Below are 20,707 nucleotides of genomic sequence, written 5' to 3'. Positions count from 1 at the left end.
CTCAGCCGCTCAGCTGCTCAGCCACTCAGTGATATGCAGAACCGCTGGATCGCCTGGCATGCCTGGCGCAGCGACTCGGTGTCCAGCGCGTAGGCAAGGCGGATGTAGGGCGCAAGGCCGAAGGCGCTGCCGTGCACGACGGCCACGTTGGCCTCGTCCAGCAGCGCAAGCGCAACGTCCTCGTCCGTGCTCAGCAACGTGCCGGCGGGCGTGCGCCGGCCGAGCAGGCCTGCGCAGGAGGCGAATGCATAGAACGCCCCGCCGGGTACCGCGCAGGCCATCCCCGGCGTTTCGTTGAGCAGCCGGACCATCAGGTTGCGCCGCGCCTCGAATATCCGCCGCGTGTCGGCGACGAACGCCTGCGGCCCGCTGAGCGCTGCCAGCGCGGCGTGCTGGGAGATGGCGCTGGCGCCGGAGGTTTGCTGGCCCTGGAGCTTTTCCATGGCCTCAAGCAGCCAGCGCGGGCCAGTGCCAAAGCCGATGCGCCAGCCGGTCATGGCGTAGGCCTTGGACACGCCGTTCATCGTCAGCGTGCGCGCCGCCAGGCGTGGCTCGACCGCGGCGATGGTATGGAAGCGCTCGCCGTCAAATGTCAGGTGCTCGTAAATGTCATCCGACAGGATCAGCACATGCGGGTGCGCCAGCAGCACCTTGGCAAGCGCCGCCAGGTCGCCGTGCGTGTAGACCGCGCCTGTGGGATTGGAGGGCGAATTCAGGATAAGCCAGCGTGTCGCCGGGCCGATCGCCGCGGCGAGGACGGCCGGCGTCAGCTTGAACCCGACGTCCGCATCGCACGGCACCACCACGGCATGCGCCCCGCACAGCTGGACCATCTCCGGGTAGCTGACCCAGTAAGGCGCGGGCACAATGACCTCGTCGCCCTCGTTCAGGGTGGCCGCCAGGGCGTTGTAGATCACCTGCTTGCCGCCGCTGCAGACGATGGTGTCCTGCCAGGCCACGTCGAGCCCGTTCTCGCGCCTGAACTTGGCGGCAACGGCTTCGCGCAGGGCGCGCAGGCCAGCGACTTGCGTGTACCGGGTGTGGCCCTGGCGAATCGCGTCGACCGCGGCGTCGCAGACATGCACGGGGGTATCGAAGTCCGGCTCGCCCGCGCTGAGCGATATCACCTTCGCGCCGGACGCGCGTTTTGCCGCCACGCGGTCCATCATCCGGTAAGTGGCCGAGGGCTGGGCGCTAGCCAGGTTCTCATTCAAGCGTTGTACATCGGTTGTCATCAGGCCTTCCTCTGCAGCGTGTGGTAGCCCAATGCCGCGCGGGCTTCCCCGAGGGTTTTCCCGTTGGCGATGTGCTCGCGGATCCGCGCTTCCACGGACTCGATCTGGCGTGCCAGTTCGGCAACCTCGCGCGCCCGGTCGCGCGGGATGACGACCACCCCGTTGGCGTCCGCCACGACGATGTCGCGGGCGCAGACGCGCGCCGTGCCGATGGAGACCGGCGCATTGATCGCTTCGACCTGGACACGGTCCTTGCCGGTGCGCATGAACCGGCCCCGCGTGAACAGCGGATAGCCGTCGCCGAGCGCCTTGGCCACATCCCGGCACACACCGTCGATGACGGTGGCCGCGATGCCGCGCGCGCCGGCGTACTGGGTCATGATGTCGCCCCAGACCGTGCAGTCGGTGCGGCCGTCGTTGTCGATCACCACCACGTCGCCTTCGGCCACGTCATCGATGAAGTCGCCGACCGTGCCCGGCGGCGTGCTGGCGGACACGTATCTGACGGTGTAGGCCGGCCCGATCACGACTTGGGCGTAATTGTCCAGCGGCGCGATGCCGAGGCACTGGCCGGGCAGGCCCAGCTTGTCCATGGCGTCGGACACACCCGGTGTATCCAGGCCTGCGAACAAGGCCGATAGTTCTTTGTCTGCTGCGTTCATTGGGTATTTCCACTGTGGATGGCGTCGAATTCCTTGTCATGCATGACTTCAGCGACCGAGCGTCCGGCGCGCACGGCCTTGACCATCGAGTCCTGGCGACGTGCAATGCGCTCGCCAAGCGCCACGATGTCTTCGATGCGCTCGGCCGCCACGAACACCGTGCCGCAGCGATCGGCTAGCACGTAGTCATCCTGATGAACAACCACGCCCGCAAAGTTGACAGGTTCTCCGGCACCCACCTGCACAACCCGGTTGCGCGCGCTGATCATGGTGACACCACGCCCGAACACGGGGTAGCCGATCGACTCGCTGCCTTCGATGTCGCGGCTCAGGCCGTCGATCACCGAGCCGCGCACCTGCCTGGCGGTGGCGGCATTGGCCAGGATGTCGCCCCAGCAGGAGACGCCATCGATGCCGCCTGCAATCACAAGCACACGGTCATCGGTGTGGATCGCGGCGACGACCGGGGTGATCAGGTGCACCGTCGGTTGGGCATCCGTCTTGTGGCCCAGCTGGATGGTGCTGGCCCGGCCAACGATCTTCGGGCAGTCCCAGAGCGGGCGAATGCCGAAGGTCGCGCCGGGGAGGCTGTAAAAATCGAGGGCATCCGACACCGTGTTGGTATCGAGTGCGGCGAGGCGGTCGAGCAAGGAGCGTGAGGTGGGGGAGGTCATTTCGAGCCTGTAAAGCGGGTTGCCAGGGGGTTACCAGCGGTTGCCAGGCTTGCACTTTCGGCGATGGAGACCAATCTGTAAATTCCGAATCCGGTAAGCTATCCATATGTAAAACCTATCAAGGAAGCCATGATCAATTTCCGGCTTGTCCGTCACCTCTGGGTGTTCCTGGCTGTCGCCGAGGAGCAGCATTTCGGGCGTGCCGCCAAACGGTTGGGCATGTCCCAGCCGCCCGTCACCGAGCAGATCCAGATACTGGAGCAGGCACTCAAGGTGAAGCTCTTCGAGCGCTCAAGGCGAGGCGCGCAGCTCACGCCGGTTGGCGCGGCGCTGCTGCCGGCGGTGCAAAAGCTCGCGGAGCAGCTGGAGCGGCTCGACGTGGCGGTGCGCGAAGCCGTGCATGGGCAGACCGGGCTCCTGACGATCGGCGCGATCTCGTCCGCGATGCTCGATACGCTGCCTGCGCTGATCGACCATCTCAAGGCCGCGTACCCGCAGCTGACCATTTCCGTGACGGAGATCGATAGCGTCGACGCCGTGCCCGCGCTGGAGCGCGGTGATGTCGATCTGGCCTTCGCGCGCCTGGAAGGGGAGCTGGGCCCGTCGATCCAGTCCATTGCTCTCAAGCAGGACCGGCTGGCGGTCGCGCTGCCGCGGTCGCACGCCCTGGCCGAGGTGCCACGTGTCAGGCTGGCGGCGCTGGCAGATGAGGAGTTCGTGATGTTTGCCCGGCAGGTCAGCCCGGTCTACTACGACAGTCTCATCGCGACCTGCCGCACTGCGGGCTTCTCGCCGCGGGTGCTGCACCAGGTGCGCACGGTGTCTTCGCAGATCGCCTTCGTCGGGTGCGGGCAGGGCATCGCGCTCGTTCCCGCCTCCTTGAAGAAGGCCGCGCCGGACAATGTCGTGGTCCGGCCGCTGAAGGAGCCCGTGAACGTGGTGACCACCGCGATGGCGTGGTCCACCACGCGGGAAAACCCGATGGTGGCTAACGTCGTCGCTGCGCTTTCGGCCGGGAAAGCAACGGCGCGGTTGCGCAAGGCCAGGGCTTGAGCGGGCGCTTCGGCGCGTGGCGTGTGACATCGCGCGCAACCTGTCCATCCCGGCGTGGCCGGTGGGCCGCGATGGACCGTCGATGGGGCCGGAAATGATTGATTAGAACAATCGACGGCATGGCAAGTAGAGTTGTCCGGCATGATGGCGCCGTGAGGCGCCGCAGTGCCAGTGCACACATAACAACGGAGACCATGCCATGTTCCATCGCCTTGCCGCCCCGCTGCGGGCCGCAACCCTTGTGCTCCTGCTCTGCGCGCCGGGACTCGCTGCGCACGCCCAGGAGCGCTATCCGGCCAAGCCGGTGCGCTTCGTCAACTCATTCCCGCCGGGCGGCCCGTCAGACCTGCTCGCCCGCTCGGTGGCCGAGGTGCTGCAGGGCGAGCTTAAGCAGGCCTTTGTGGTCGAGAACAAGCCTGGGGCGGGCGGCAACCTGGGCGCGGGCGCGGTGGCCAAGAGCCCTGCCGATGGCTACGCGGTGCTGTTCGGCATCGATACCACCTTTACCGTCAATCCGCATATCTACAGCGCCATGCCGTTCCGGCCCGGCGAGCTCAAGCCCTTGATGATACTGGCCAGTTCGGGTTTGCTGGTAGGCACGTCGCCGTCGTCCGGCATCGCTTCCTTGCCGGACCTGGTCAAGCAGGCCAAGGCAAAGCGCCTGAACTTCAGCTCCGGCGGCAGCGGCAGCCCGGGCCACCTGGCCATCGAGGAGTTCCAGCGCGCCACCGGCCTCAAGCTGAACCATGTGCCTTACAAGGGCAGCACGCCGGCGGTGACCGCCGTGGTGGGCAGCGAAGTGGATGGCGGCTTCCTGGCCACGCCCAGCATGCTGCCCTTCGTCAAGGCGGGCAAGGTGACGGCGCTGGCGGTGACCAGCCACCAGCGCTCGCGGCTGGCGCCGGGCATTGCTACCGTGGCCGAGCTTGGCATGAAGGAACTGGAGCATGAGGTACTGTATGTGGCGATGGTGCCGGCGGCCACGCCGGAGCCGGTGGTGCGCGTGCTCGAGCGTGCCATCGCCGATGCGCTGGCGCGGCCCGATGTGCAGGCTCGCATGCAGGCGCTGGACCTGCAGCCCGAAGGCATCACCGGCGCGGCGGCCGCGCGGCGGTTGTCGGACCTGTCCGAGCGATATCGTCAACTCATTGTTGCCACCGGCATGAAAGTCGAATGAAACCGAACCTGATCTATATCGTCGCCGACGATCTTGGCTACGCGGACCTGGGCTGCTATGGCGGGCGCGAGCCGGTCTCTCCGGTACTCGACAGCCTGGCCGCCAACGGCCTGATGCTGACGCAGGGCTATGCCAACTCGCCGGTGTGCTCTCCCACGCGCTTTGCATTGATGACGGCGCGCTACCAGTACCGGCTGCGCGGCGCGGCCGAGGAGCCGATCAACAGCAAAAGCCGGGGCAGCAACACGCTGGGCCTGCCGCCGGCGCATCCCACCTTGCCCTCGCTGCTGCAGGCGCAGGGCTACCGCACGGCGCTGATCGGCAAATGGCACCTGGGCTTTGCGCCAGCGTTCGGGCCGCTGCTGTCGGGCTATCAGGCATTTTTTGGCCCCATGGCGGGCGGTGTCGATTACTTCACGCATTGTGATTCCAGCGGCCGTCACGATCTGTGGCACAACGACGCGCAGCACCAGGAACCCGGCTACCTGACCGATCTGCTGTCGCGGCGCGCGGTAGATTACGTGACGCGCATGAGCGGGGAGGGCGCGCCGTTTTTCCTGAGCCTGCATTACACCGCGCCGCACTGGCCGTGGGAAACCCGCGATGACGCCGCGCTGGCGCCGCAGGTCAGCAACAACCTGTTCCATCTCGACGGCGGCAACATCCACACCTACCGGCGCATGATCGGCCACATGGACGAGGGCATCGGCTGGCTGGTGGACGCGCTGCGCCGGCTCGGCCAGCTCGACAACACGCTGATCGTCTTCACCAGCGACAACGGCGGCGAGCGCTTCTCGGACAACTGGCCGCTGGTGGGCGGCAAGATGGACCTGACCGAGGGCGGCATCCGTGTGCCATGGATCGCGCACTGGCCCGCGATGATCGCGCCGGGTGGCACCAGCGCACAGCACTGCATGACGATGGACTGGTCGGCCACGATGCTGGATGCGGCGGGCGTGCAGGCCGATCCCGGCTACCCGCTGGACGGCGTGTCGCTGATGCCGTTGCTGCGCGATGCGGCGCACCGCTTCCACCGCCCGCTGCACTGGCGCATGAACCACCGCGACCAGCGCGCGCTGCGCGACGGCGACTGGAAGTATCTGCAGGTGGACGGACACGAGTACCTGTTCGATCTCAGCCGCGATGAGCGCGAGCGCGCCAACCTGGCGAAGCGCGAGCCCCAGCGGCTGGTGGCGATGCGCGAGGCTTGGCTGGTATGGAATGCGGGCATGCCGCCGATTCCGGAGGATGCCACGGTCAGCCTGGGGTATTCGGCGGCGGATATGCCGCAGCGGTAACGGCCCGGCCGCGGCTCCGATCCGCACCTTGGTGTATCGTTGAAGATTGCGCGAAACGCGGGAATCTCCAACGGGAATACATCGAATGCTGACGATCTGGGGCCGTGCGAATTCGGTCAATGTGCAAAAGGTACTGTGGGGTTGCGAAGAACTTGGCTTGCCGTTCCGGCGGATCGACGCCGGCATGCAGTTCGGCGGCAACAACGAGCCCGACTATCTCGCCATGAATCCCAACGGGCGCGTCCCGACCATCATCGATGGCGATTTTGTGCTGTGGGAGTCGAATTCCATTCTGCGCTACCTCGCCATGGAGTACGGCAAGTCAGGTGCGCTGTACCCGGCCGGGCCTAAGGTGCGCGCCAGCGTGGACCGCTGGCTGGACTGGGCGCTGTCGACCTTGCAGCCGGCGGAACGGCCGGTCTTCTGGGGTTTCGTGCGCACGCCCGCCGCCGAACGCGACGTGGCTCGCCTGACGGCCGAAGCCGGCGTGGTGGCCGGGCTGTGGCGCTTGCTCGACCAGCACCTGGAAGGCCGCGACTATATGGAAGGCGGCGGCTTCACGCTGGCCGACCTGGTGCTGGGCGCCTACGCACGCCGCTGGTTCGGCCTGGACGCCCAGATCGATCGTCCCGCGCTGCCCAATCTCGAACGCTGGTATGCGCACGTGGGCGAGCGCGCCGGCTTCCGCCAATACGTTGCGGCGCCCTTGAGCTGAGCCTGGATCCCCTCATCACGAACCAATTGCGACAAATCGCGAACCGATTTCCATGACTATCACCCTGCACACCTGGAATACGCCGAACGGACGCAAGATCAGCGTCGCGCTCGAGGAAATGGCGCTGCCTTATGCCGTCAAGACGGTGAACATCACCAAGGGCGAGCAGCATCAGCCGGATTTCCTGCGCATCAGCCCCAACAACCGGATCCCGGCCATCGTCGATGCGGATGGCCCCGATGGACAGCCGATCAGCGTCTTCGAATCCGGCGCGATCCTGCTTTACCTGGCCGAGAAGACCGGCAAGTTCCTGCCTGCGAGCTTGCGTGACCGTGTGCCGGTGCTGGAGTGGCTGATGTGGCAGATGGGCGGCTTTGGGCCCATGCCGGGCCAGGTACATCACTTCCGCACGGTTGAGGCGGAGGCCGACCGGCACTATGGGCTCAAGCGCTATTCGGAAGAAACGCGGCGCCTTTACGGCGTGCTGGACCGGCGGCTGGCGGAGGTGGAGTACGTGGCCGGCGACCTGTCCGTGGCGGATTTCGCGATCCTGGGCTGGGCCTGGCGCCACGAGCGCCATCAGGTCTCGCTGGAGCAGTTTCCGAATGTCGGGCGCTGGTACGACGCCCTGTTTGCGCGTCCCGGCGTGCAGCGCGGCTTTGCGGTCAAGCTGGATGACCTGGCTTGACGCCGGCAAATCCGTACAAGCTCCATACAATCGCCACACCGCCTTCGCACTACCTTCGCACAAACCGGACGCCCATTTGACATGGGTCAAGAACCCGAATGGTGCCGCCCGCTAATATGATTTCCGTCATGGAGATGCGGGGGCGCTCTTCATGACTTGTCTACCCGTTTCCAGAATACGGAAACTTGGCCCGCGCCACGCAAGTGGGGCGGGCTTTTTTCTTGTCGCTTGTCCGCCCGGCGCTATCGGTTCCTATCGGCCCGGCTCATCCGGTTGTGCGCAGCGGCCAGCGCGTGGCAACTGCTAATATGCAAGACGGTCCCCGCAGACGGGCCAGCGACCCGCAGGTATATCCGGAGGACTCGAATGCCTCAGACAGAAGCCCCTTCGCCGCATGACGCCGCCGTGCAAGACCGCGTGTTCCAGGAAGGCCGCCTCTCGCTTGGCCTGACCTTGCCGATGCTGCAATCCGGTCAGGTCGTCGCGGACTTCCGCGAGCAGGTGGCGCTGGCCAAGCTCGCCGACGCGCTCGGATTCCGCGCGCTGTGGGTGCGCGACGTGCCGCTGAACAGCGTCGGCTACCCGGACCCGGTCGGGCATCTCGATCCCTGGGTGTTCCTTGGCGCGCTGGCCAGCCAGACCGAGCGCATCGCGCTGGTGAGCGGCGCTATCGTGCTGACGCTGCGGCATCCGTTGCATGTCGCCAAAGGGGCGATTTCAGTCAGCGCGTTGTCGCAGGGCCGCTTCGTGCTCGGCCTGGGCTCTGGCGACCGTCCTGCCGAGTACGCTGCGTTTGGGCAGGCTACGGCCGCACGGCGCGATTTGTACCTGCGTCACTGGGAGACGGTGGCGGCGGCGGTGGGAGAGCCTTCGCGGGTGATCCCGGATCAGTTCCATGACGACACGCCCGAGTTTTTCGTGCTCCCCAAGCTCCCCGCGCCCATTCCCTTGCTGGCCGTGGGCTCGGGCGGGCAGAGCGTCGACTGGATCGCGCGCCATTCCATCGGCTGGATGACCTATCACCGCGAGCCTGCGGTGCAGCGGGAGCGCTATCGCATGTGGCGCGCGGCGGTTGAGCGTGCCGCGCCCGGGCAGTTCCGCGCCTTTGGCGTGGCGATGCAACTGGACCTGAGCGCCGATGCCGGCGAGCCGCCTACCGCAATCTCGCTTGGCTATCGCACCGGGCGAAATGGGCTGAGGGAGTTGCTGCGGGACATGCGCGGCAGCGGCACGCATCATGTTTCGCTCAACCTGCAGGCATCCGAACGTGCGCCGCGAGAGGTGATTGAAGAATTGGCCGTCGAGGTCCTGCCGGCATTTCACGCGGACTAGTTTTTTCTCTTCGCTAAGCGATGTCGCGGCGCAGTGCCGCTTCCACGAACGCGACAAAAGCCTTGACCTTCGCGCTGGCCATGCGGCCGGTCGGAAATACCGCCCAGAGGTCGACCGGTGCCAGCGTCCATTCGGCGAGCACCTGTCTGACTTCGCCGCTGGCCAGTTCCGGCGCGAACATCCATTCGGAGCCGATCGCCACACCGATATCCGCGAGCACCGCGGCGCGCACGCCCTCGGCGGCCGTGACCCGCAAGCGGCCGGACACCCCGACGGATACCTCGGCGCCGTCCCGGCGAAATGCCCAGGCATCGCCGCCGCCCTCACGGTCGTAGACGATGGCCTCATGCGCGAGCAAGTCGGCGGGCACCTTTGGCTCGCCGGCAGCGGCAAAGTAGCGCGGCGTGCCGACCACGACCCGCCGGCTCTGCGCGATCTTCCTGGCGGTCATGGCCGAATCTCGCAGCGCGCCCATGCGCAGAGCGACATCCACTCCATGCTCAAGCAGGTCGATATTGCCATCCTCCAGCAGCACGTCCACCACCAGTTGCGGATGCTCGGCCAGGAAGGCTTTGAGGTGCGGGACGATATGCAGCCGCGCGAAGGTGACGGCCGCGGTCACGCGCAGGCGGCCGGAGAGACTGGTGCCCGAGCCCCTGGCCGCATGCTCCGCCGCATCCGCTTGCTCGATCGCGCGCTTGGCGTGTTCGTAGAAATTCTTTCCTGCTTCGGTCGGCGACAGGCCGCGGGTGGACCGCACGAGCAGCCGCACGCCGAGCTGTTCTTCCAGTTGTGCGACCGACTTCGATACGGAGGGCTGCCCGACCTTCAGCAGCCGCGCGGCGCCCGAGAAAGAGCCTGCCTCGACGACGGCAACCAGTGTTTCCATGGCAGTCATCCTGTCCACGATGCGCTTCCTCTCATTGGATTGCCGCCGGGTTATGCCCAGAAAGAATGAATCATATTCCCGCGGCTCGCCTACCGCCGTGAAGCGGCTTGACCGAACATGATTCCAGCAACGTGCACCTTCGCATCGAGCAGCTTACTTGGATCAGATGGAGTAGTCATCATGTCACTGCAGCAAAAACTCGACGCCTTCAAGGCGGACTTCAAGGCCGGCAAGGCACCGTATTTCGCACCGCCGGAAATCCATCCCATCATGGAGCGGGCCACCGCTCAACTGATTGCCTCGGGACAAGCAGGCCGCGCGCTGAAGGCGGGGGACAAGGCGCCCGTCTTCACGCTGACGGACCCGGAAGGCGCACCGGTTCCCTCGGAGGAACTACTGGCGCAAGGGCCTCTCATCGTCAGCTTCTACCGCGGGGTGTGGTGCCCGTATTGCAATATGGAACTGCAGGCGCTGGAGGAGGCCGTACCGGCGTTCAGGGAAGCCGGCGCCAGCGTGGTGGCCATTTCGCCGCAGAACGCGGTCAATAGCCGCAAGTCCGTGCGCACCAACAAGCTCAGCTTTCCCATCCTCAGCGACACGCATAACGACGTGGCTGCCGCGTTTGGCCTGCGCTTCGCACTGCCGGACTATCTGGTGGATCTGTACAAGCAACTGAAGAACGACTTGCCGGCCTTCAATGGCGACGCGAGCTGGACGCTGCCGATGCCGGCGCGCTACGTGATCGGGCAGGATGGGACCATCCTGTATGCCGAGGTCAATCCTGACTACACGCACCGGCCGGAGCCTTCCGAGATGTTGCCGGCGCTGCGCCACGCCAAGGGCGGCAGGCAAGGGCAGCACCATCCTGTGTCGGTGTGATGGGTGAGCAAGACCGGCGGAATGGTACCGCCGGCTAGCCACGGCGGCCCAGGGAGTGCGCGGCAGGTGTGGCTGCGTGCCCTGGTGCCGCAAGGAGAGCACCGCTGGCCCTGGGCTCCAGGTTGCGGCAGGAACCTAGTCCGGCTGGCGCTTCTTCAACAGGTAGCGCTGTGTGCCTTCCATCACGAGCATCGCGGACTGGTTATGCACCGTGGAACGCATCGTCAGCACGCCGGTGCTCCGGTTCGGCGCGAGTTCGCTGACTTCCAGCGTGCTGTAGAGGGTATCGCCGGCAAAGACGGGATGCAGGAAGCGGCTGCTCTGGTCGATGAACCCCTTCAACGATTCCTCGACCATATGTGGAAAGAGCCCGGCGCCGGCGGCCGTCTGGATCACGACCTGGAAGCCATGGGCGAGCAGTTGCGGCATGCCGTGCGCGCGGCAGTATTCCACGTCGTAGTGCACGGGATGGTTATCGCCGCTGGCGAGTTGAAACGCGGCAAACATGGCATCGGTCATGGTGCGGGATGGCAGTACGAAGCGCTCCCCGACGGTGAAATCCTCGAAATACCGCTGTGCGCACATGCGGTGCTGGCTGGGGTCGAATGCGCTTGCAAAGTCGGGTCGGGTCATGCTTCACGGCTCCTTGATATCGGCCGCCTGCGCGACGGTCCGCCATTTGGCGATCTCACTGCCCACGTGCGCGGCGAGTGCCTGCGGCGTCGGATCGGACTCGAGAACCAGGCCCATCTCGAAGGCTCGCTTCTTCAGGCCGGGGTCGGCAAGCGCACGGCGCAACGCACCATTGAGCGTGGTGATCACCGCCGCCGGCGTTCCCGCGGGGACGAAGGCGCCATTCCACGTATAGGCTTCGTAGCCGGGTACCGCTTCGGCGATGGCCGGCGTGTCCGGTGTCTGTGCGAGGCGCGCTTGCATCGACGTGGCAATCAGCCGCACTGTTCCCGCGCGGACCTGCGCGAGTCCCGTCGGCGCGCTGTCGATCATGAAGCCGATTTGCCCGCCGATCAGGTCGGTCATGGCGGGCCCGGTGCCGCGATACGGGATGTGCGTGGTCTTCAGCGCGGCTTTGAGGTTCAGCAGCTCGGTCGCGACATGCGGTGCGCTGCCATTGCCGGCGGACCCATAGTTGATCTGCCCAGGATGCGCTTTGACGTACGCCAGGAATTCGGGGAGATTCCTGGCTGGGAAGTTCTTGTTCACCAGCAGGACCAGGGGCGCCTTGGCCGCCAGTCCGACAGGCGCGAAGTCCTGCGTGGTGCGGTAGGGCAGACGGGGCACGATACTCTCGTTGACCGCGTGCGCCACCGTCGTCAACAGGACCACATAGCCATCCGGCTTGGCCTTGGCCACATAGTCGGTGCCAACCACCGTGCCGGCGCCCGTGCGGTTCTCCACGATCATCGGCTCGCCCAGCTGCTTGCCCCATTGCTCGGCCAGCACGCGCGCAAAGGCATCGGTCGGTCCGCCGGCTGCATACGGCACCACGAGCCTCACGGCCTGGGCGGGCCATGCATCCTTCGCGCTGGCGCCACCGGGGTGCGCTGCGAGCAGCACAAGGATGGCGGGGGCGCTCCGGCGCAGGGTGTTCAGGAATCGCATGCGTTCACTCCGCTTCCGTTGAGGGCGATTGTTAAATGATTGTTGATGCCGGCACGCTCAGGCTTGCCAGGATGGCTTGCGCTTTTCCACGAACGCGGCGATACCTTCCTTTGCATCGTCCGTTGCCACCACATTGCCGAAGCTTTCCACCGCCGCGGCGACGCCGCGCCGGTAGTCGTTGTCATTGGCGCGCATGAAGGCCTTGCGTCCCATCTTGACGACGACCGGAGATTTCGCGCACAAGGTCTGGGCAAGCGCTCTAGCCTCGCGCATGACGTCCTGCTCGGGCACCACGCGGCTGACCAGTCCGAGGGACATGGCTTCAGCGGCGTCGAACGCGCGTCCGGTGAAAAGCAGGTCGAAGGCCCGGTGACGGCCAATCACACGCGGCAGGTGCGTGTAGTGGATGGCGGGCGTCAGCCCGACGTCGATCTCCGGATAGCCGAAGGTGGCCGTGTCGGCGGCGACGATCATGTCGCAGGAGATCGCGAGCGTCATGCCGCCGCCGCGGGCGGTGCCGTTCACGGCGGCAATGGATGGCTTGCCCAGGTTGAATTGCGCGTCGCACAGTTCGTTGTACAGCTTGTCGACCAGGCCATAGATCCGGGCCGGCGGCGCCCCGTGCAGCGCATCGAGGCGCAGCCCGGCGCAAAAGCGCCGGGGCAGGGCGCTGCCCAGGATGACGGCCCTGACCGAATCGTCCTGGGCCGCGCGTCGCAGCGCCGCCAGCACGTCGTCGATCATCGCCTCGTTCAAGGCATTGACCGGCGCGCTATCGAGGAGGATTTCCGCGACCCTGTCGCGCACTTCATATCTGACTGAATTGACTGAAGGCATGGTGACTCCTGATGTCATGCGGCCGTGCAAAGGCCGCCGGTTTTGCTGGCATCGGCGCTGGCAATCACGCCGCGCGCCTTGAATCGTTCAATGGACTCGGGCGTATAGCCCGCTTGCAACAGGATCTCGTCGGTGTGCTGGCCCAGCAAAGGCGGCGCGCGGTGCGCTTGCCGGCTGCCGCCGCGAAAGCGCACGGGCAAGCCCATATTCCTTACCTTGCCCAGCACCGGATGCTCAGACTCGGCGATCAGCGCGCGCTCGGCCACTTGAGGGTGCGCCAGCGCCTGGTCCAGCGTGTGGATCGGGGAGCAAGCCACGCCAGCCTTGCGCAATGCGTCGATCCAGTAGGCAACCGGCTGGGTCCGAATACGCGCCTGGACCATCTCGACGGTTTCGGTGAAGTGCGCGACACGGGCTGCATTGGTGGCGAACCGCGGTGCGTCGGCCACATCCTGCAACCCGGCGACCGGGCAGAAGCGCCGCCACTGCGCGTCGTTGCCGACGCCGATCATCACCGGCCCGTCGGCTGCGTCGAACACCTGGTAGGGCGCCATGGCCGGATGCGCGGTGCCCATGGCCCGCGGCACCTTGCCGCCGAGCCAATAGTTCTGGGCGAGATAGCCCATGAAACCCATCGCCGTATCCAGCAGGGACACCTCCAGGTGCATGCCGTGGCCGGTCTTCTGGCGCTCGATCAGTGCCGCCAGGATGCCACTGAACGCATGCATGCCGGTGCCCAGGTCCACCGGCGAAAAGCTGGCGCGCGCATGCTGGCCGCCGGCCTGGCCCATCGTGCTGATCATGCCGCTGAATGCCTGCAGCATGACGTCGTAGCCGGGTTCCTGGCCCAGCGGGCCCGTGCGTCCGTAGCCAGAGATCTCGCAGTAGATCAGGGCCGGGTTCAACGCGGACAGCGTGTCGTAGTCAACACCGAGCCTGGCGGCGGCGCCACTGCCGAAGCCTTGCAGCACGACGTCCGCCTTGGCCGCCAGCGTCTGGACGATCTGCCTGCCCTCGCTGGTCTTGAGGTCAACGGCGAGACTGCGCTTGTTGTGATTGACGGCGAGAAAGGTGGCGGACTGCCCGCGATCCTGCGGCAGCCAGGCACGCGTATCGTCGCCGCTGCCGAGCGGCTCGACCTTGATGACTTCGGCGCCAAGTTCGCCCAGATACTGTCCGCACAAGGGGCCGGCGAGCACTTTGCTCAAGTCGAGGACGCGAATGCCCTGCAATGCGATCATGGATGTGTCTCCAAAACAGATCAACGGCGGGATCAATGGCCGGATCGACGGCGGACGCCGCCCGGAGTCGCGGGCGCAGGTCCGGCGTCGTGTTGTGGCAATGGGATGCCGGGTGAGTCGGGGCGGCTACTCGGGCTTGATATCGATGGAGCGGGCCAGGGCCGTCCATCGGGCGGTATCGCGATTCACATAGGCCTGCACATCGGCGGGCGCCATGTGGAATGGCTCGGCTCCCCGCGCAATCAGCGCATGGCCGTAGCCTGGATCGCCCGCGCTTTGCGCCACGGCCTGGCGCAGTGTCTCGACGATGGCGGGCGGCGTCTTCGCGGAAGCCTGCAACGACAGCCAGAACTTCAGGTCCAGCGCCGGATAGCCGGCTTCCTGCAGCGTCGGCACATCCGGCAGCAGGGGCGATCGCGCAGCGGAAGTGATCGCCAGGGCCTTGAGCTTGCCACCCTGTATCTGGCCGATGGAGGTGGTCATGCTGTCGAAAAGGAAATCCACATTCCCGGCCATGACATCCGTGCTTGCCGGCGCGCTGCCCTTGTAGGGCACGGCCACCGCGGTGAAGCCCGCGGCCTTCTGCAGCAGCGCGCCATAGATATGCGGGGAGCTTCCCGCGCCGAAGGTGGCATAGGTGAGATTGTCCGGCCGTTGTTTGCCGACACGGACCAGTTCCGCCAGGGAGCTGACCCCCAGCTTGGTTGGATGCACCACCAGCACGTTCGGCACCATTGCAACCACGCCGATGGCCACCAGGTCGCGTTGCGGGCGAAACCGCAAGTCGGGAAACAGCAGCGGGTTGACCGCATGCATGCCGACCGTGTTCAGCAGCAGCGTATAGCCATCGGCGTTGGCGTCGAGCACATTCTGCGTGCCGAGATTGCCGCCGGCGCCGGGCTTGTTCTCGATCACCACGGGCTGGCCGAGCCGGTTGCCCAGCGGTATGGCAATCAGGCGTGCCACGAAGTCGCCGGGGCCACCCGCCGCGAACGGGACGACAAGCTTGATTGGCCGCGACGGCCATTGCTCGGCGTGGAGCGACGAGGCGAGCAAGGATGCGGCTGCGCCCGTCAGGAAAGTACGGCGGCTGAGTCCCATTGAGTCTCCGTGGATTATCGGTCTTGGCATCCGCGTGCGTTGCGCGGCAGCTGGCATCACTATGGGCTTCGGTACCGCTATATGTCCAAGATAGATTTTTGATATGCGGTATATTTTTATGCTATACCCGGCTGGACCTTGCTGCCATCGTGCCGCCGCCCCGGCAGGCCCTGTGGTGTCACATGCGGAGACTTGCTTATGCCGATCGATGTACGTGGACTCAGATGCTTTCTGGCGGTGGTGTCGGCGGGATCGATCTCCCGGGCGGCGGAGAACATGCATCTCGCGCAACCGGCGTTGAGTCTCCAGATCAAGCACGTCGAGCAGGATCTTGGCGTGGCCCTCTTCATGCGCAGCCACAAGGGTGTCGTCCTGACTGCCGCCGGGCTGAGATTCGAGAGCCACGCCAGGGATATCCTCAAGCGGCTCGACGTCGCCTGCGAGGACGTACGTGACCTGGTGACCGATCCCGCGGGCAGGGTCGCGATCGGCCTGCCGCAATCCATGGCAAAGATCCTGACCGTGCCGCTGGTGCGCGAGGCCATCCGGCGCTGGCCTAAGGTCCAGTTGCAGGTGGTGGAGCTCAGCACCGGGTACATCCCCGACCATCTGCTGAGCGGGCGCGTCGATATTGGCCTGACCTTCCAGGCGGACGCTGGCTCCGGCCTGCTGTTCGAGCACGTGGTCGACGAGGATCTTGTCTTGCTGGCGCCCCCGGGGCAGTTCGCCGATGCCCGCAAGCGCGGAGCCGATCTGGCGAAGACGGTCCGGTTCAAGGACCTGCATCGCTTCCCCATGATCCTGCCCGCCGGCGAGCATGGCCTGCGCGCGTTGATCGATGGGTATCTGCGCGCTCACCAGGTCGCGCTCTCGGTGCTGGCGGAGGTGAATGCCATACCGCAACTCATCAATCTCGCCGCGGCAGGCGTGGGGTGCACGATCCTCTCCTACGCATCGGTCTGCGAGGAGTTGCGCAATGGCTTGCTGTCCGCGGCGCGGATCACCCATCCGAGCATGTCGCGCCCGGTCTATCTGTGCCGCTCCGCCACCATGCCACTGTCGATCGCGGTCTCTGCGGTGCTGGATCTGCTGATGGAAACGGTTCGCGCGCTGATCGCCGATGGACAGTGGCCGGCCCGCGTCAACAGCGCAGGCCGCTGACGGCAATGTCCAGGTGGTGAGCCGGGGCGGCCTGCGTCGATACAGGCTGGTGTGCTGGCCGCCCCGGGATGCCGCTGCGCTGAACTCAGGGCGCGGGCGTGGCCAGCGGTTTGCCCTTCTCGACAACGTACACGCCAATCAGCCGGGTCGGTGCCGTGCCGGAATTGTGGGCGTCATGCACAACGCCCGCGGGCACCACGAACGACTCGCCCGCCTTGATGAGGCGAGGTGGCTGCCCCTCGACCAGCAACTCGGCCTGTCCCTCGGCCACATAGCTGATCTCGTCTCCCGGGTGCGTATGCCGTCCGGCATAGATCCCTGGCGCCAGCTCCACGCGCGCCACTACCGCTTCGCGCCCCGGCACGGAAACGTCGGCCTTGCCGACCAGCGTGCGCGTGAGGCCGCTGTTCTGCGCCAGCACGGCGCCGGACGCGATCGACAGGCCGATGCCCGCCAGCACACCCAGAATCCGGATCTTCATCATCTGTCTTCTCCCGTTATGGTCTTCTTCTGCTGCGTTGGACTACAGAAGGCATGTCCCCTGGAAAGCGAAACACGCCGGTGACGCGTGGAACCGGGCTCAAGCGGGCAGGGCGGCTGCATGCCGCAGAATGTCGGACATGCTAGCAGCTGGCTCGTGAAATTGCCTCACCTGCGTGATATGTCGTTTGATGCACATTTTTTGGTGGCCGGTGCCAGTGTCTTGCCTCTGCGAGCCGCGCTACCACCCCCTCCAGCATGTTCATATTTCCGTCGAATCTTATGCGGAAAACGTGCAAGGATCGGCGAAACCATTCGTTCCTTTCAGATAGGCCCCTCGGTAGTCTTCATCCCTGACGCAAGCCTTCCCACACAAGGAAGGCCATGAAACGCGGCGCGCACGCGCCATTTCACGACGAGAATACGGGAGCAAGACACATGATTCGCAAGCTGGCCATCGGACTCGCGGCACTGGCCGTCATCGGTTCCACCCAGACCGCCTGGGCCAACACCGCCCTCCTGAACGTTTCGTACGATCCCACGCGGGAGCTGTATGTGGACGTGAATGCCGCCTTCGCCAAGGCGTGGAAGGCCAAGGGCGGCGACACGCTGACCATCCGCCAGTCGCATGGCGGCTCGGGCAAGCAGGCGCGTTCGGTGATCGATGGGCTGGATGCGGATGTGGTCACGCTGGCGCTGGGCTATGACATCGACGCCATCGCCGAGAAGGGCTTGCTCAAGCCGGACTGGCAAAAGCGCCTGCCGCACAATGCGTCGCCCTATACCTCGACCATCGTGTTCCTGGTGCGCAAGGGCAACCCCAAGGGCATCAAGGACTGGAGCGACCTGGTCAAGCCGGGCGTGCAGGTGATCACGCCTAACCCGAAGACCTCGGGTGGCGCGCGCTGGAATTACCTGGCGGCCTGGGGCTACGCGCTGCGCCAGCCGGGCGGCAACGAGCAAAAGGCCAAGGAGTTCGTCGGCCAGTTGCTGAAGAACGTGCCGGTGCTGGATTCCGGCGCCCGCGGCGCCACCACCACCTTCGTCGAGCGCGGCCTGGGCGATGTGCTGATTGCCTGGGAAAACGAGGCCATCCTGGCGATCAAGGAACTGGGCCCGGACAAGTTCGACATCGTCGCGCCGTCGATCTCCATCCTGGCCGAGCCGCCGGTGGCGGTGGTGGACAAGGTGGTGGACAAGAAGGGCACGCGCAAGGTGGCCGAAGCCTACCTGCAGTTCCTTTACACCGACGAGGGCCAGGAAATCGCGGCCAAGAATTACTACCGCCCGATCTCGGAGAAGATTGCCGCCAAGTATGCGAGCAACTTCCCCAAGGTAAAGCTGTTCACCATCGATGAGGCCTTTGGCGGCTGGCAGAAAGCGCAGAAGGCGCACTTCGCCGACGGCGGCTCGTTCGACCAGGTCTACCAGCCTGGCAAGAAGTAAGACGTAGCCGCCGGCTTCCGTGCCTTATCCCCGCTTCCTACTCCTATTCCTATTTCGATGCCGATGCGAGCCAGCGCCCCGCCGCGCCCTGCCAAGCATGTACTGCTGGTGGCGCTAGTCACCGGCGCACTGGGCGCTGCCTTGCTGGTGATCGGCCTGGATGCGGCAGGCGAGGGCCGCACGGCCACGATCCACAAACAGAGCTGAAGAGACACGGACATGCAGGTCTTCTGGTTTATCCCCACGCACGGCGACAGCCGCTACCTCGGCACCTCCGAAGGGGCGCGCGAGGTCAATATCGATTACCTGAAGCAGATCGCTACCGCGGCCGATACGCTTGGCTACGAAGGCGTGCTGATTCCTACCGGCCGCTCCTGCGAGGATCCGTGGGTGGTGGCCTCCACGCTGGCCGCGGTCACCACCCGGCTGCGCTTCCTGGTGGCGGTGCGCCCGGGGCTGATGGCGCCCACGCTGGCCGCGCGCATGGCGGCGACATTCGACCGCCTCTCGGGCGGACGCCTGCTGGTGAACCTGGTGACGGGCGGCGATGTATCAGAGCTGGAGGGCGATGGCCTGTTCCTGGACCATGCCGAGCGCTATGAAGCTTCGGCCGAGTTCATCCGTATCTGGCGTGAGGTGTTGGCCGCCAGCCATGAAAGCGCCGAGCTCGACTATGAGGGCAAGCATCTCAAGGTCAAGGGCGCGAAGGTGTTGTTCCCGCCGCTGCAGCGCCCGCATCCGCCGGTGTACTTTGGTGGCTCCTCGGCCGCCGCGCACGAGCTCGCGGCCGAGCAGGTGGATACCTACCTGACCTGGGGCGAGCCGCCGGCGGAGGTCGCCAAGAAACTCGCCGACGTGCGCCAGCGCGCGGCGCGCCATGGGCGTAGCGTGAAGTTCGGCATCCGCCTGCACGTGATCGTGCGCGAGACCGAGGACGAGGCATGGGCCGCGGCCGACCGGTTGATCAGCAAGCTTGACGATGCGACGGTGGCGCGCGCACAGGCGGTGATCGGCAAGATGGATTCCGAAGGGCAGCGCCGCATGGCCGCGCTGCATGCCGGTGGCGGCGCACGCAGCCGCGCGGAGCTGGAGATCAGCCCCAACCTGTGGGCCGGCGTGGGCCTGGTGCGCAGCGGCGCGGGCACGGCACTGGTGGGCGACCCGCACATCGTGGCGGCGCGCATCAAGGAGTACGCAGCGCTGGGCATCGATACCTTCGTGCTGTCCGGCTACCCGCATCTGGAAGAAGCCTATCGCTTCGCCGAACTGGTCTTTCCGCTGCTGCCGCGCTCGGTGCGCGACAAGCTGCAGGGCAAGGTGCTGTCCGGCCCCTTCGGCGAAGTCATGGCAACCGGCATCGTGCCGCGCGCGGCGCGCGCTTAGGAGGCAACCATGTCCGCTCCCTTGACCCTGCCCGCGCGCAACCCTGACTGGCTGCGCCATGCCGCTCGCTCGGCCGCGCCCTGGATCGTGCCGGTGCTGCTGGTGGCGGCGTGGCAACTGGCCTCGCAGCTTGGCTGGCTGTCCAACCGCATCCTGCCGGCGCCGCTCGACGTCGTGAAGGCCGCCTGGGGCCTGTCCGTGACCGGCGAGCTGTGGCGCCACGTGTGGGTCAGTACCTGGCGCGCCGTGCTCGGCTTCACCATCGGCGGCGGCTTCGGGCTGGCGCTGGGCCTGCTGACGGGCACCTTCCGGCCGGCCGCGACCCTGCTCGACAGCACCTTGCAGATGGTGCGCAACATTCCGCCGCTGGCGCTGATCCCGCTGGTGATCCTGTGGTTCGGCATCGACGAGACCGCCAAGCTGTTCCTGGTTTCGCTGGGCGTGTTTTTCCCGATCTACCTGAACACCTACCACGGCATCCGCGCGGTCGACCCCGGGCTGATCGAGATGGCGAAGAGCTACGGCCTGTCGGGCTGGCGCCTTTACCGCGAGGTGATCCTGCCGGGCGCCTTGCCCAACATCCTGGTCGGCGTGCGTTTCTCGCTCGGCCTGATGTGGGTGATCCTGATCGTGGCCGAGACCATCTCGGCGCAGTCGGGCATTGGCTACATGACCATGAATGCGCGCGAGTTCCTGCAGACCGACGTAGTGCTGGTGGGCATCCTGCTCTACGCGCTGCTGGGCAAGCTGGCGGATCTGCTGTCACGCGGGCTGGAGCGGTTCTGGCTGCGCTGGCACCCCGGCTACCAAGCGCACTGAGCGCCGCCGGCCAAGGA

Annotated in this window: 22 protein-coding genes; 12 read left to right on the top strand and 10 right to left on the bottom strand. The window is 66.0% G+C overall.

Translation table 11 applies throughout. The features are described from left to right. Positions 1 to 17: 17 nt before the first annotated feature. Genes AC07XB_RS04195 through AC07XB_RS04185 form a run of 3 tightly spaced genes read right to left on the bottom strand, consistent with a single transcriptional unit; the run spans position 18 to position 2,571 of the window. A complete protein-coding gene (locus tag AC07XB_RS04195; RefSeq protein WP_492826438.1) occupies positions 18 to 1,235 on the bottom strand; it encodes a pyridoxal phosphate-dependent aminotransferase in 1,218 nt (405 codons plus the stop codon). Next, positions 1,235 to 1,897 (bottom strand): RraA family protein, encoded by a 663-nt coding sequence (locus AC07XB_RS04190; protein WP_492826436.1) that lies wholly within the window; start codon positions 1,895 to 1,897, stop codon positions 1,235 to 1,237. Before AC07XB_RS04190 ends, AC07XB_RS04195 begins: the two co-directional genes overlap by 1 nt. Next, on the bottom strand, positions 1,894 to 2,571 hold the full coding sequence (locus tag AC07XB_RS04185; protein WP_492826434.1) for an RraA family protein: 678 nt from the start codon (positions 2,569 to 2,571) through the stop codon (positions 1,894 to 1,896). The genes AC07XB_RS04190 and AC07XB_RS04185 overlap by 4 nt, the downstream gene beginning before the upstream one ends. A 129-nt stretch (positions 2,572 to 2,700) precedes the next feature. Here AC07XB_RS04185 and AC07XB_RS04180 point away from each other — a divergent pair, with 129 nt between their 5' ends. The 6 genes from AC07XB_RS04180 to AC07XB_RS04155 all read left to right on the top strand — a co-directional run bounded on the left by AC07XB_RS04180 (position 2,701) and on the right by AC07XB_RS04155 (position 8,834). Continuing rightward, positions 2,701 to 3,624 (top strand): LysR family transcriptional regulator, encoded by a 924-nt coding sequence (locus tag AC07XB_RS04180; protein ID WP_492371622.1) that lies wholly within the window; start codon positions 2,701 to 2,703, stop codon positions 3,622 to 3,624. A gap of 199 nt (positions 3,625 to 3,823) precedes the next feature. After that, entirely contained in the window at positions 3,824 to 4,801 is a 978-nt protein-coding gene (locus AC07XB_RS04175; protein ID WP_492371623.1) for a Bug family tripartite tricarboxylate transporter substrate binding protein, read from the top strand. Continuing rightward, positions 4,798 to 6,099 (top strand): sulfatase family protein, encoded by a 1,302-nt coding sequence (locus AC07XB_RS04170; RefSeq protein WP_492826431.1) that lies wholly within the window; start codon positions 4,798 to 4,800, stop codon positions 6,097 to 6,099. The genes AC07XB_RS04175 and AC07XB_RS04170 overlap by 4 nt, the downstream gene beginning before the upstream one ends. Before the next feature lie 85 nt (positions 6,100 to 6,184). Further along, complete coding sequence (locus AC07XB_RS04165) at positions 6,185 to 6,814, top strand: glutathione S-transferase family protein (RefSeq protein ID WP_492371625.1); 630 nt, start codon at positions 6,185 to 6,187, stop codon at positions 6,812 to 6,814. A gap of 52 nt (positions 6,815 to 6,866) precedes the next feature. Continuing rightward, entirely contained in the window at positions 6,867 to 7,502 is a 636-nt protein-coding gene (locus tag AC07XB_RS04160) for a glutathione S-transferase family protein (protein WP_492814024.1), read from the top strand. 366 nt (positions 7,503 to 7,868) lie between these two features. Further along, positions 7,869 to 8,834, top strand: a complete 966-nt coding sequence (locus AC07XB_RS04155) for an LLM class oxidoreductase (protein ID WP_492371627.1) — start codon at positions 7,869 to 7,871, stop codon at positions 8,832 to 8,834. 13 nt (positions 8,835 to 8,847) lie between these two features. On the opposite strand, the gene AC07XB_RS04150 is transcribed toward AC07XB_RS04155, so the two are convergent. Beyond that, positions 8,848 to 9,741: a LysR family transcriptional regulator gene (locus AC07XB_RS04150; protein ID WP_492371628.1), complete on the bottom strand. Its 894-nt coding sequence runs from the start codon at positions 9,739 to 9,741 to the stop codon at positions 8,848 to 8,850. 162 nt (positions 9,742 to 9,903) lie between these two features. Between AC07XB_RS04150 and AC07XB_RS04145 the strand changes: the two genes are divergently transcribed. Next, complete coding sequence (locus AC07XB_RS04145) at positions 9,904 to 10,602, top strand: peroxiredoxin-like family protein (RefSeq protein WP_492808671.1); 699 nt, start codon at positions 9,904 to 9,906, stop codon at positions 10,600 to 10,602. A 135-nt stretch (positions 10,603 to 10,737) separates the two neighbouring features. Here AC07XB_RS04145 and AC07XB_RS04140 read toward each other — a convergent pair whose 3' ends face one another. The 5 genes from AC07XB_RS04140 to AC07XB_RS04120 form a co-directional block, all read right to left on the bottom strand. After that, complete coding sequence (locus AC07XB_RS04140; protein ID WP_492371630.1) at positions 10,738 to 11,235, bottom strand: MaoC family dehydratase; 498 nt, start codon at positions 11,233 to 11,235, stop codon at positions 10,738 to 10,740. Between the two features lie 3 nt (positions 11,236 to 11,238). Next, a complete protein-coding gene (locus AC07XB_RS04135; RefSeq protein ID WP_492826429.1) occupies positions 11,239 to 12,222 on the bottom strand; it encodes a tripartite tricarboxylate transporter substrate binding protein in 984 nt (327 codons plus the stop codon). A gap of 57 nt (positions 12,223 to 12,279) precedes the next feature. Further along, positions 12,280 to 13,059: an enoyl-CoA hydratase/isomerase family protein gene (locus tag AC07XB_RS04130; RefSeq protein WP_492826427.1), complete on the bottom strand. Its 780-nt coding sequence runs from the start codon at positions 13,057 to 13,059 to the stop codon at positions 12,280 to 12,282. 14 nt (positions 13,060 to 13,073) lie between these two features. Next, a complete protein-coding gene (locus AC07XB_RS04125; RefSeq protein ID WP_492826425.1) occupies positions 13,074 to 14,300 on the bottom strand; it encodes a CaiB/BaiF CoA transferase family protein in 1,227 nt (408 codons plus the stop codon). Between the two features lie 126 nt (positions 14,301 to 14,426). Further along, positions 14,427 to 15,401, bottom strand: coding sequence for a Bug family tripartite tricarboxylate transporter substrate binding protein (locus tag AC07XB_RS04120; protein ID WP_492826423.1), 975 nt, complete (start codon positions 15,399 to 15,401; stop codon positions 14,427 to 14,429). A 198-nt stretch (positions 15,402 to 15,599) separates the two neighbouring features. Between AC07XB_RS04120 and AC07XB_RS04115 the strand changes: the two genes are divergently transcribed. After that, the gene (locus AC07XB_RS04115) at positions 15,600 to 16,562 is read left to right on the top strand and encodes a LysR family transcriptional regulator (RefSeq protein WP_492826421.1); all 963 of its coding nucleotides are present in this window, start codon (positions 15,600 to 15,602) and stop codon (positions 16,560 to 16,562) included. Between the two features lie 85 nt (positions 16,563 to 16,647). Here AC07XB_RS04115 and AC07XB_RS04110 read toward each other — a convergent pair whose 3' ends face one another. Further along, the gene (locus AC07XB_RS04110) at positions 16,648 to 17,043 is read right to left on the bottom strand and encodes a cupin domain-containing protein (RefSeq protein ID WP_416050504.1); all 396 of its coding nucleotides are present in this window, start codon (positions 17,041 to 17,043) and stop codon (positions 16,648 to 16,650) included. Between the two features lie 437 nt (positions 17,044 to 17,480). Here AC07XB_RS04110 and AC07XB_RS04105 point away from each other — a divergent pair, with 437 nt between their 5' ends. The 4 genes from AC07XB_RS04105 (at position 17,481) to ssuC (ending at position 20,690) form a co-directional block, all read left to right on the top strand. Continuing rightward, positions 17,481 to 18,488 carry a sulfate ABC transporter substrate-binding protein gene (locus AC07XB_RS04105; protein WP_492371636.1) on the top strand — a complete coding sequence of 336 codons (1,008 nt, stop codon included), beginning with the start codon at positions 17,481 to 17,483 and terminating at the stop codon, positions 18,486 to 18,488. Between the two features lie 63 nt (positions 18,489 to 18,551). Continuing rightward, positions 18,552 to 18,695, top strand: a complete 144-nt coding sequence (locus AC07XB_RS04100) for a hypothetical protein (RefSeq protein ID WP_492371637.1) — start codon at positions 18,552 to 18,554, stop codon at positions 18,693 to 18,695. Between the two features lie 12 nt (positions 18,696 to 18,707). Continuing rightward, positions 18,708 to 19,871 carry an FMNH2-dependent alkanesulfonate monooxygenase gene (ssuD, locus tag AC07XB_RS04095; RefSeq protein WP_492826419.1) on the top strand — a complete coding sequence of 388 codons (1,164 nt, stop codon included), beginning with the start codon at positions 18,708 to 18,710 and terminating at the stop codon, positions 19,869 to 19,871. 9 nt (positions 19,872 to 19,880) lie between these two features. Next, complete coding sequence (ssuC, locus tag AC07XB_RS04090; RefSeq protein ID WP_043347110.1) at positions 19,881 to 20,690, top strand: aliphatic sulfonate ABC transporter permease SsuC; 810 nt, start codon at positions 19,881 to 19,883, stop codon at positions 20,688 to 20,690. Positions 20,691 to 20,707: the final 17 nt, after the last annotated feature.

Source organism: Cupriavidus sp. GW821-FHT02F09, from assembly GCF_059421605.1.
This window is presented reverse-complemented; position numbering and strand designations above follow the sequence as displayed.

Bases quoted from the DNA above. Each gene is read 5' to 3' on its own strand.
- AC07XB_RS04195 (WP_492826438.1), bottom strand. From the start codon at position 1,235: ATGACAACCGATGTACAACGCTTGAATGAGAACCTGGCTAGCGCCCAG.
- AC07XB_RS04170 (WP_492826431.1), top strand. From the start codon at position 4,798: ATGAAACCGAACCTGATCTATATCGTCGCCGACGATCTTGGCTACGCG.
- AC07XB_RS04125 (WP_492826425.1), bottom strand. From the start codon at position 14,300: ATGATCGCATTGCAGGGCATTCGCGTCCTCGACTTGAGCAAAGTGCTC.
- AC07XB_RS04110 (WP_416050504.1), bottom strand. From the start codon at position 17,043: ATGAAGATCCGGATTCTGGGTGTGCTGGCGGGCATCGGCCTGTCGATC.
- AC07XB_RS04115 (WP_492826421.1), top strand. From the start codon at position 15,600: ATGCCGATCGATGTACGTGGACTCAGATGCTTTCTGGCGGTGGTGTCG.
- AC07XB_RS04160 (WP_492814024.1), top strand. From the start codon at position 6,867: ATGACTATCACCCTGCACACCTGGAATACGCCGAACGGACGCAAGATC.
- AC07XB_RS04175 (WP_492371623.1), top strand. From the start codon at position 3,824: ATGTTCCATCGCCTTGCCGCCCCGCTGCGGGCCGCAACCCTTGTGCTC.
- ssuC (WP_043347110.1), top strand. From the start codon at position 19,881: ATGTCCGCTCCCTTGACCCTGCCCGCGCGCAACCCTGACTGGCTGCGC.
- AC07XB_RS04105 (WP_492371636.1), top strand. From the start codon at position 17,481: ATGATTCGCAAGCTGGCCATCGGACTCGCGGCACTGGCCGTCATCGGT.
- AC07XB_RS04180 (WP_492371622.1), top strand. From the start codon at position 2,701: ATGATCAATTTCCGGCTTGTCCGTCACCTCTGGGTGTTCCTGGCTGTC.
- AC07XB_RS04130 (WP_492826427.1), bottom strand. From the start codon at position 13,059: ATGCCTTCAGTCAATTCAGTCAGATATGAAGTGCGCGACAGGGTCGCG.
- AC07XB_RS04135 (WP_492826429.1), bottom strand. From the start codon at position 12,222: ATGCGATTCCTGAACACCCTGCGCCGGAGCGCCCCCGCCATCCTTGTG.
- AC07XB_RS04100 (WP_492371637.1), top strand. From the start codon at position 18,552: ATGCGAGCCAGCGCCCCGCCGCGCCCTGCCAAGCATGTACTGCTGGTG.
- ssuD (WP_492826419.1), top strand. From the start codon at position 18,708: ATGCAGGTCTTCTGGTTTATCCCCACGCACGGCGACAGCCGCTACCTC.
- AC07XB_RS04185 (WP_492826434.1), bottom strand. From the start codon at position 2,571: ATGACCTCCCCCACCTCACGCTCCTTGCTCGACCGCCTCGCCGCACTC.
- AC07XB_RS04165 (WP_492371625.1), top strand. From the start codon at position 6,185: ATGCTGACGATCTGGGGCCGTGCGAATTCGGTCAATGTGCAAAAGGTA.
- AC07XB_RS04190 (WP_492826436.1), bottom strand. From the start codon at position 1,897: ATGAACGCAGCAGACAAAGAACTATCGGCCTTGTTCGCAGGCCTGGAT.
- AC07XB_RS04155 (WP_492371627.1), top strand. From the start codon at position 7,869: ATGCCTCAGACAGAAGCCCCTTCGCCGCATGACGCCGCCGTGCAAGAC.
- AC07XB_RS04120 (WP_492826423.1), bottom strand. From the start codon at position 15,401: ATGGGACTCAGCCGCCGTACTTTCCTGACGGGCGCAGCCGCATCCTTG.
- AC07XB_RS04145 (WP_492808671.1), top strand. From the start codon at position 9,904: ATGTCACTGCAGCAAAAACTCGACGCCTTCAAGGCGGACTTCAAGGCC.
- AC07XB_RS04140 (WP_492371630.1), bottom strand. From the start codon at position 11,235: ATGACCCGACCCGACTTTGCAAGCGCATTCGACCCCAGCCAGCACCGC.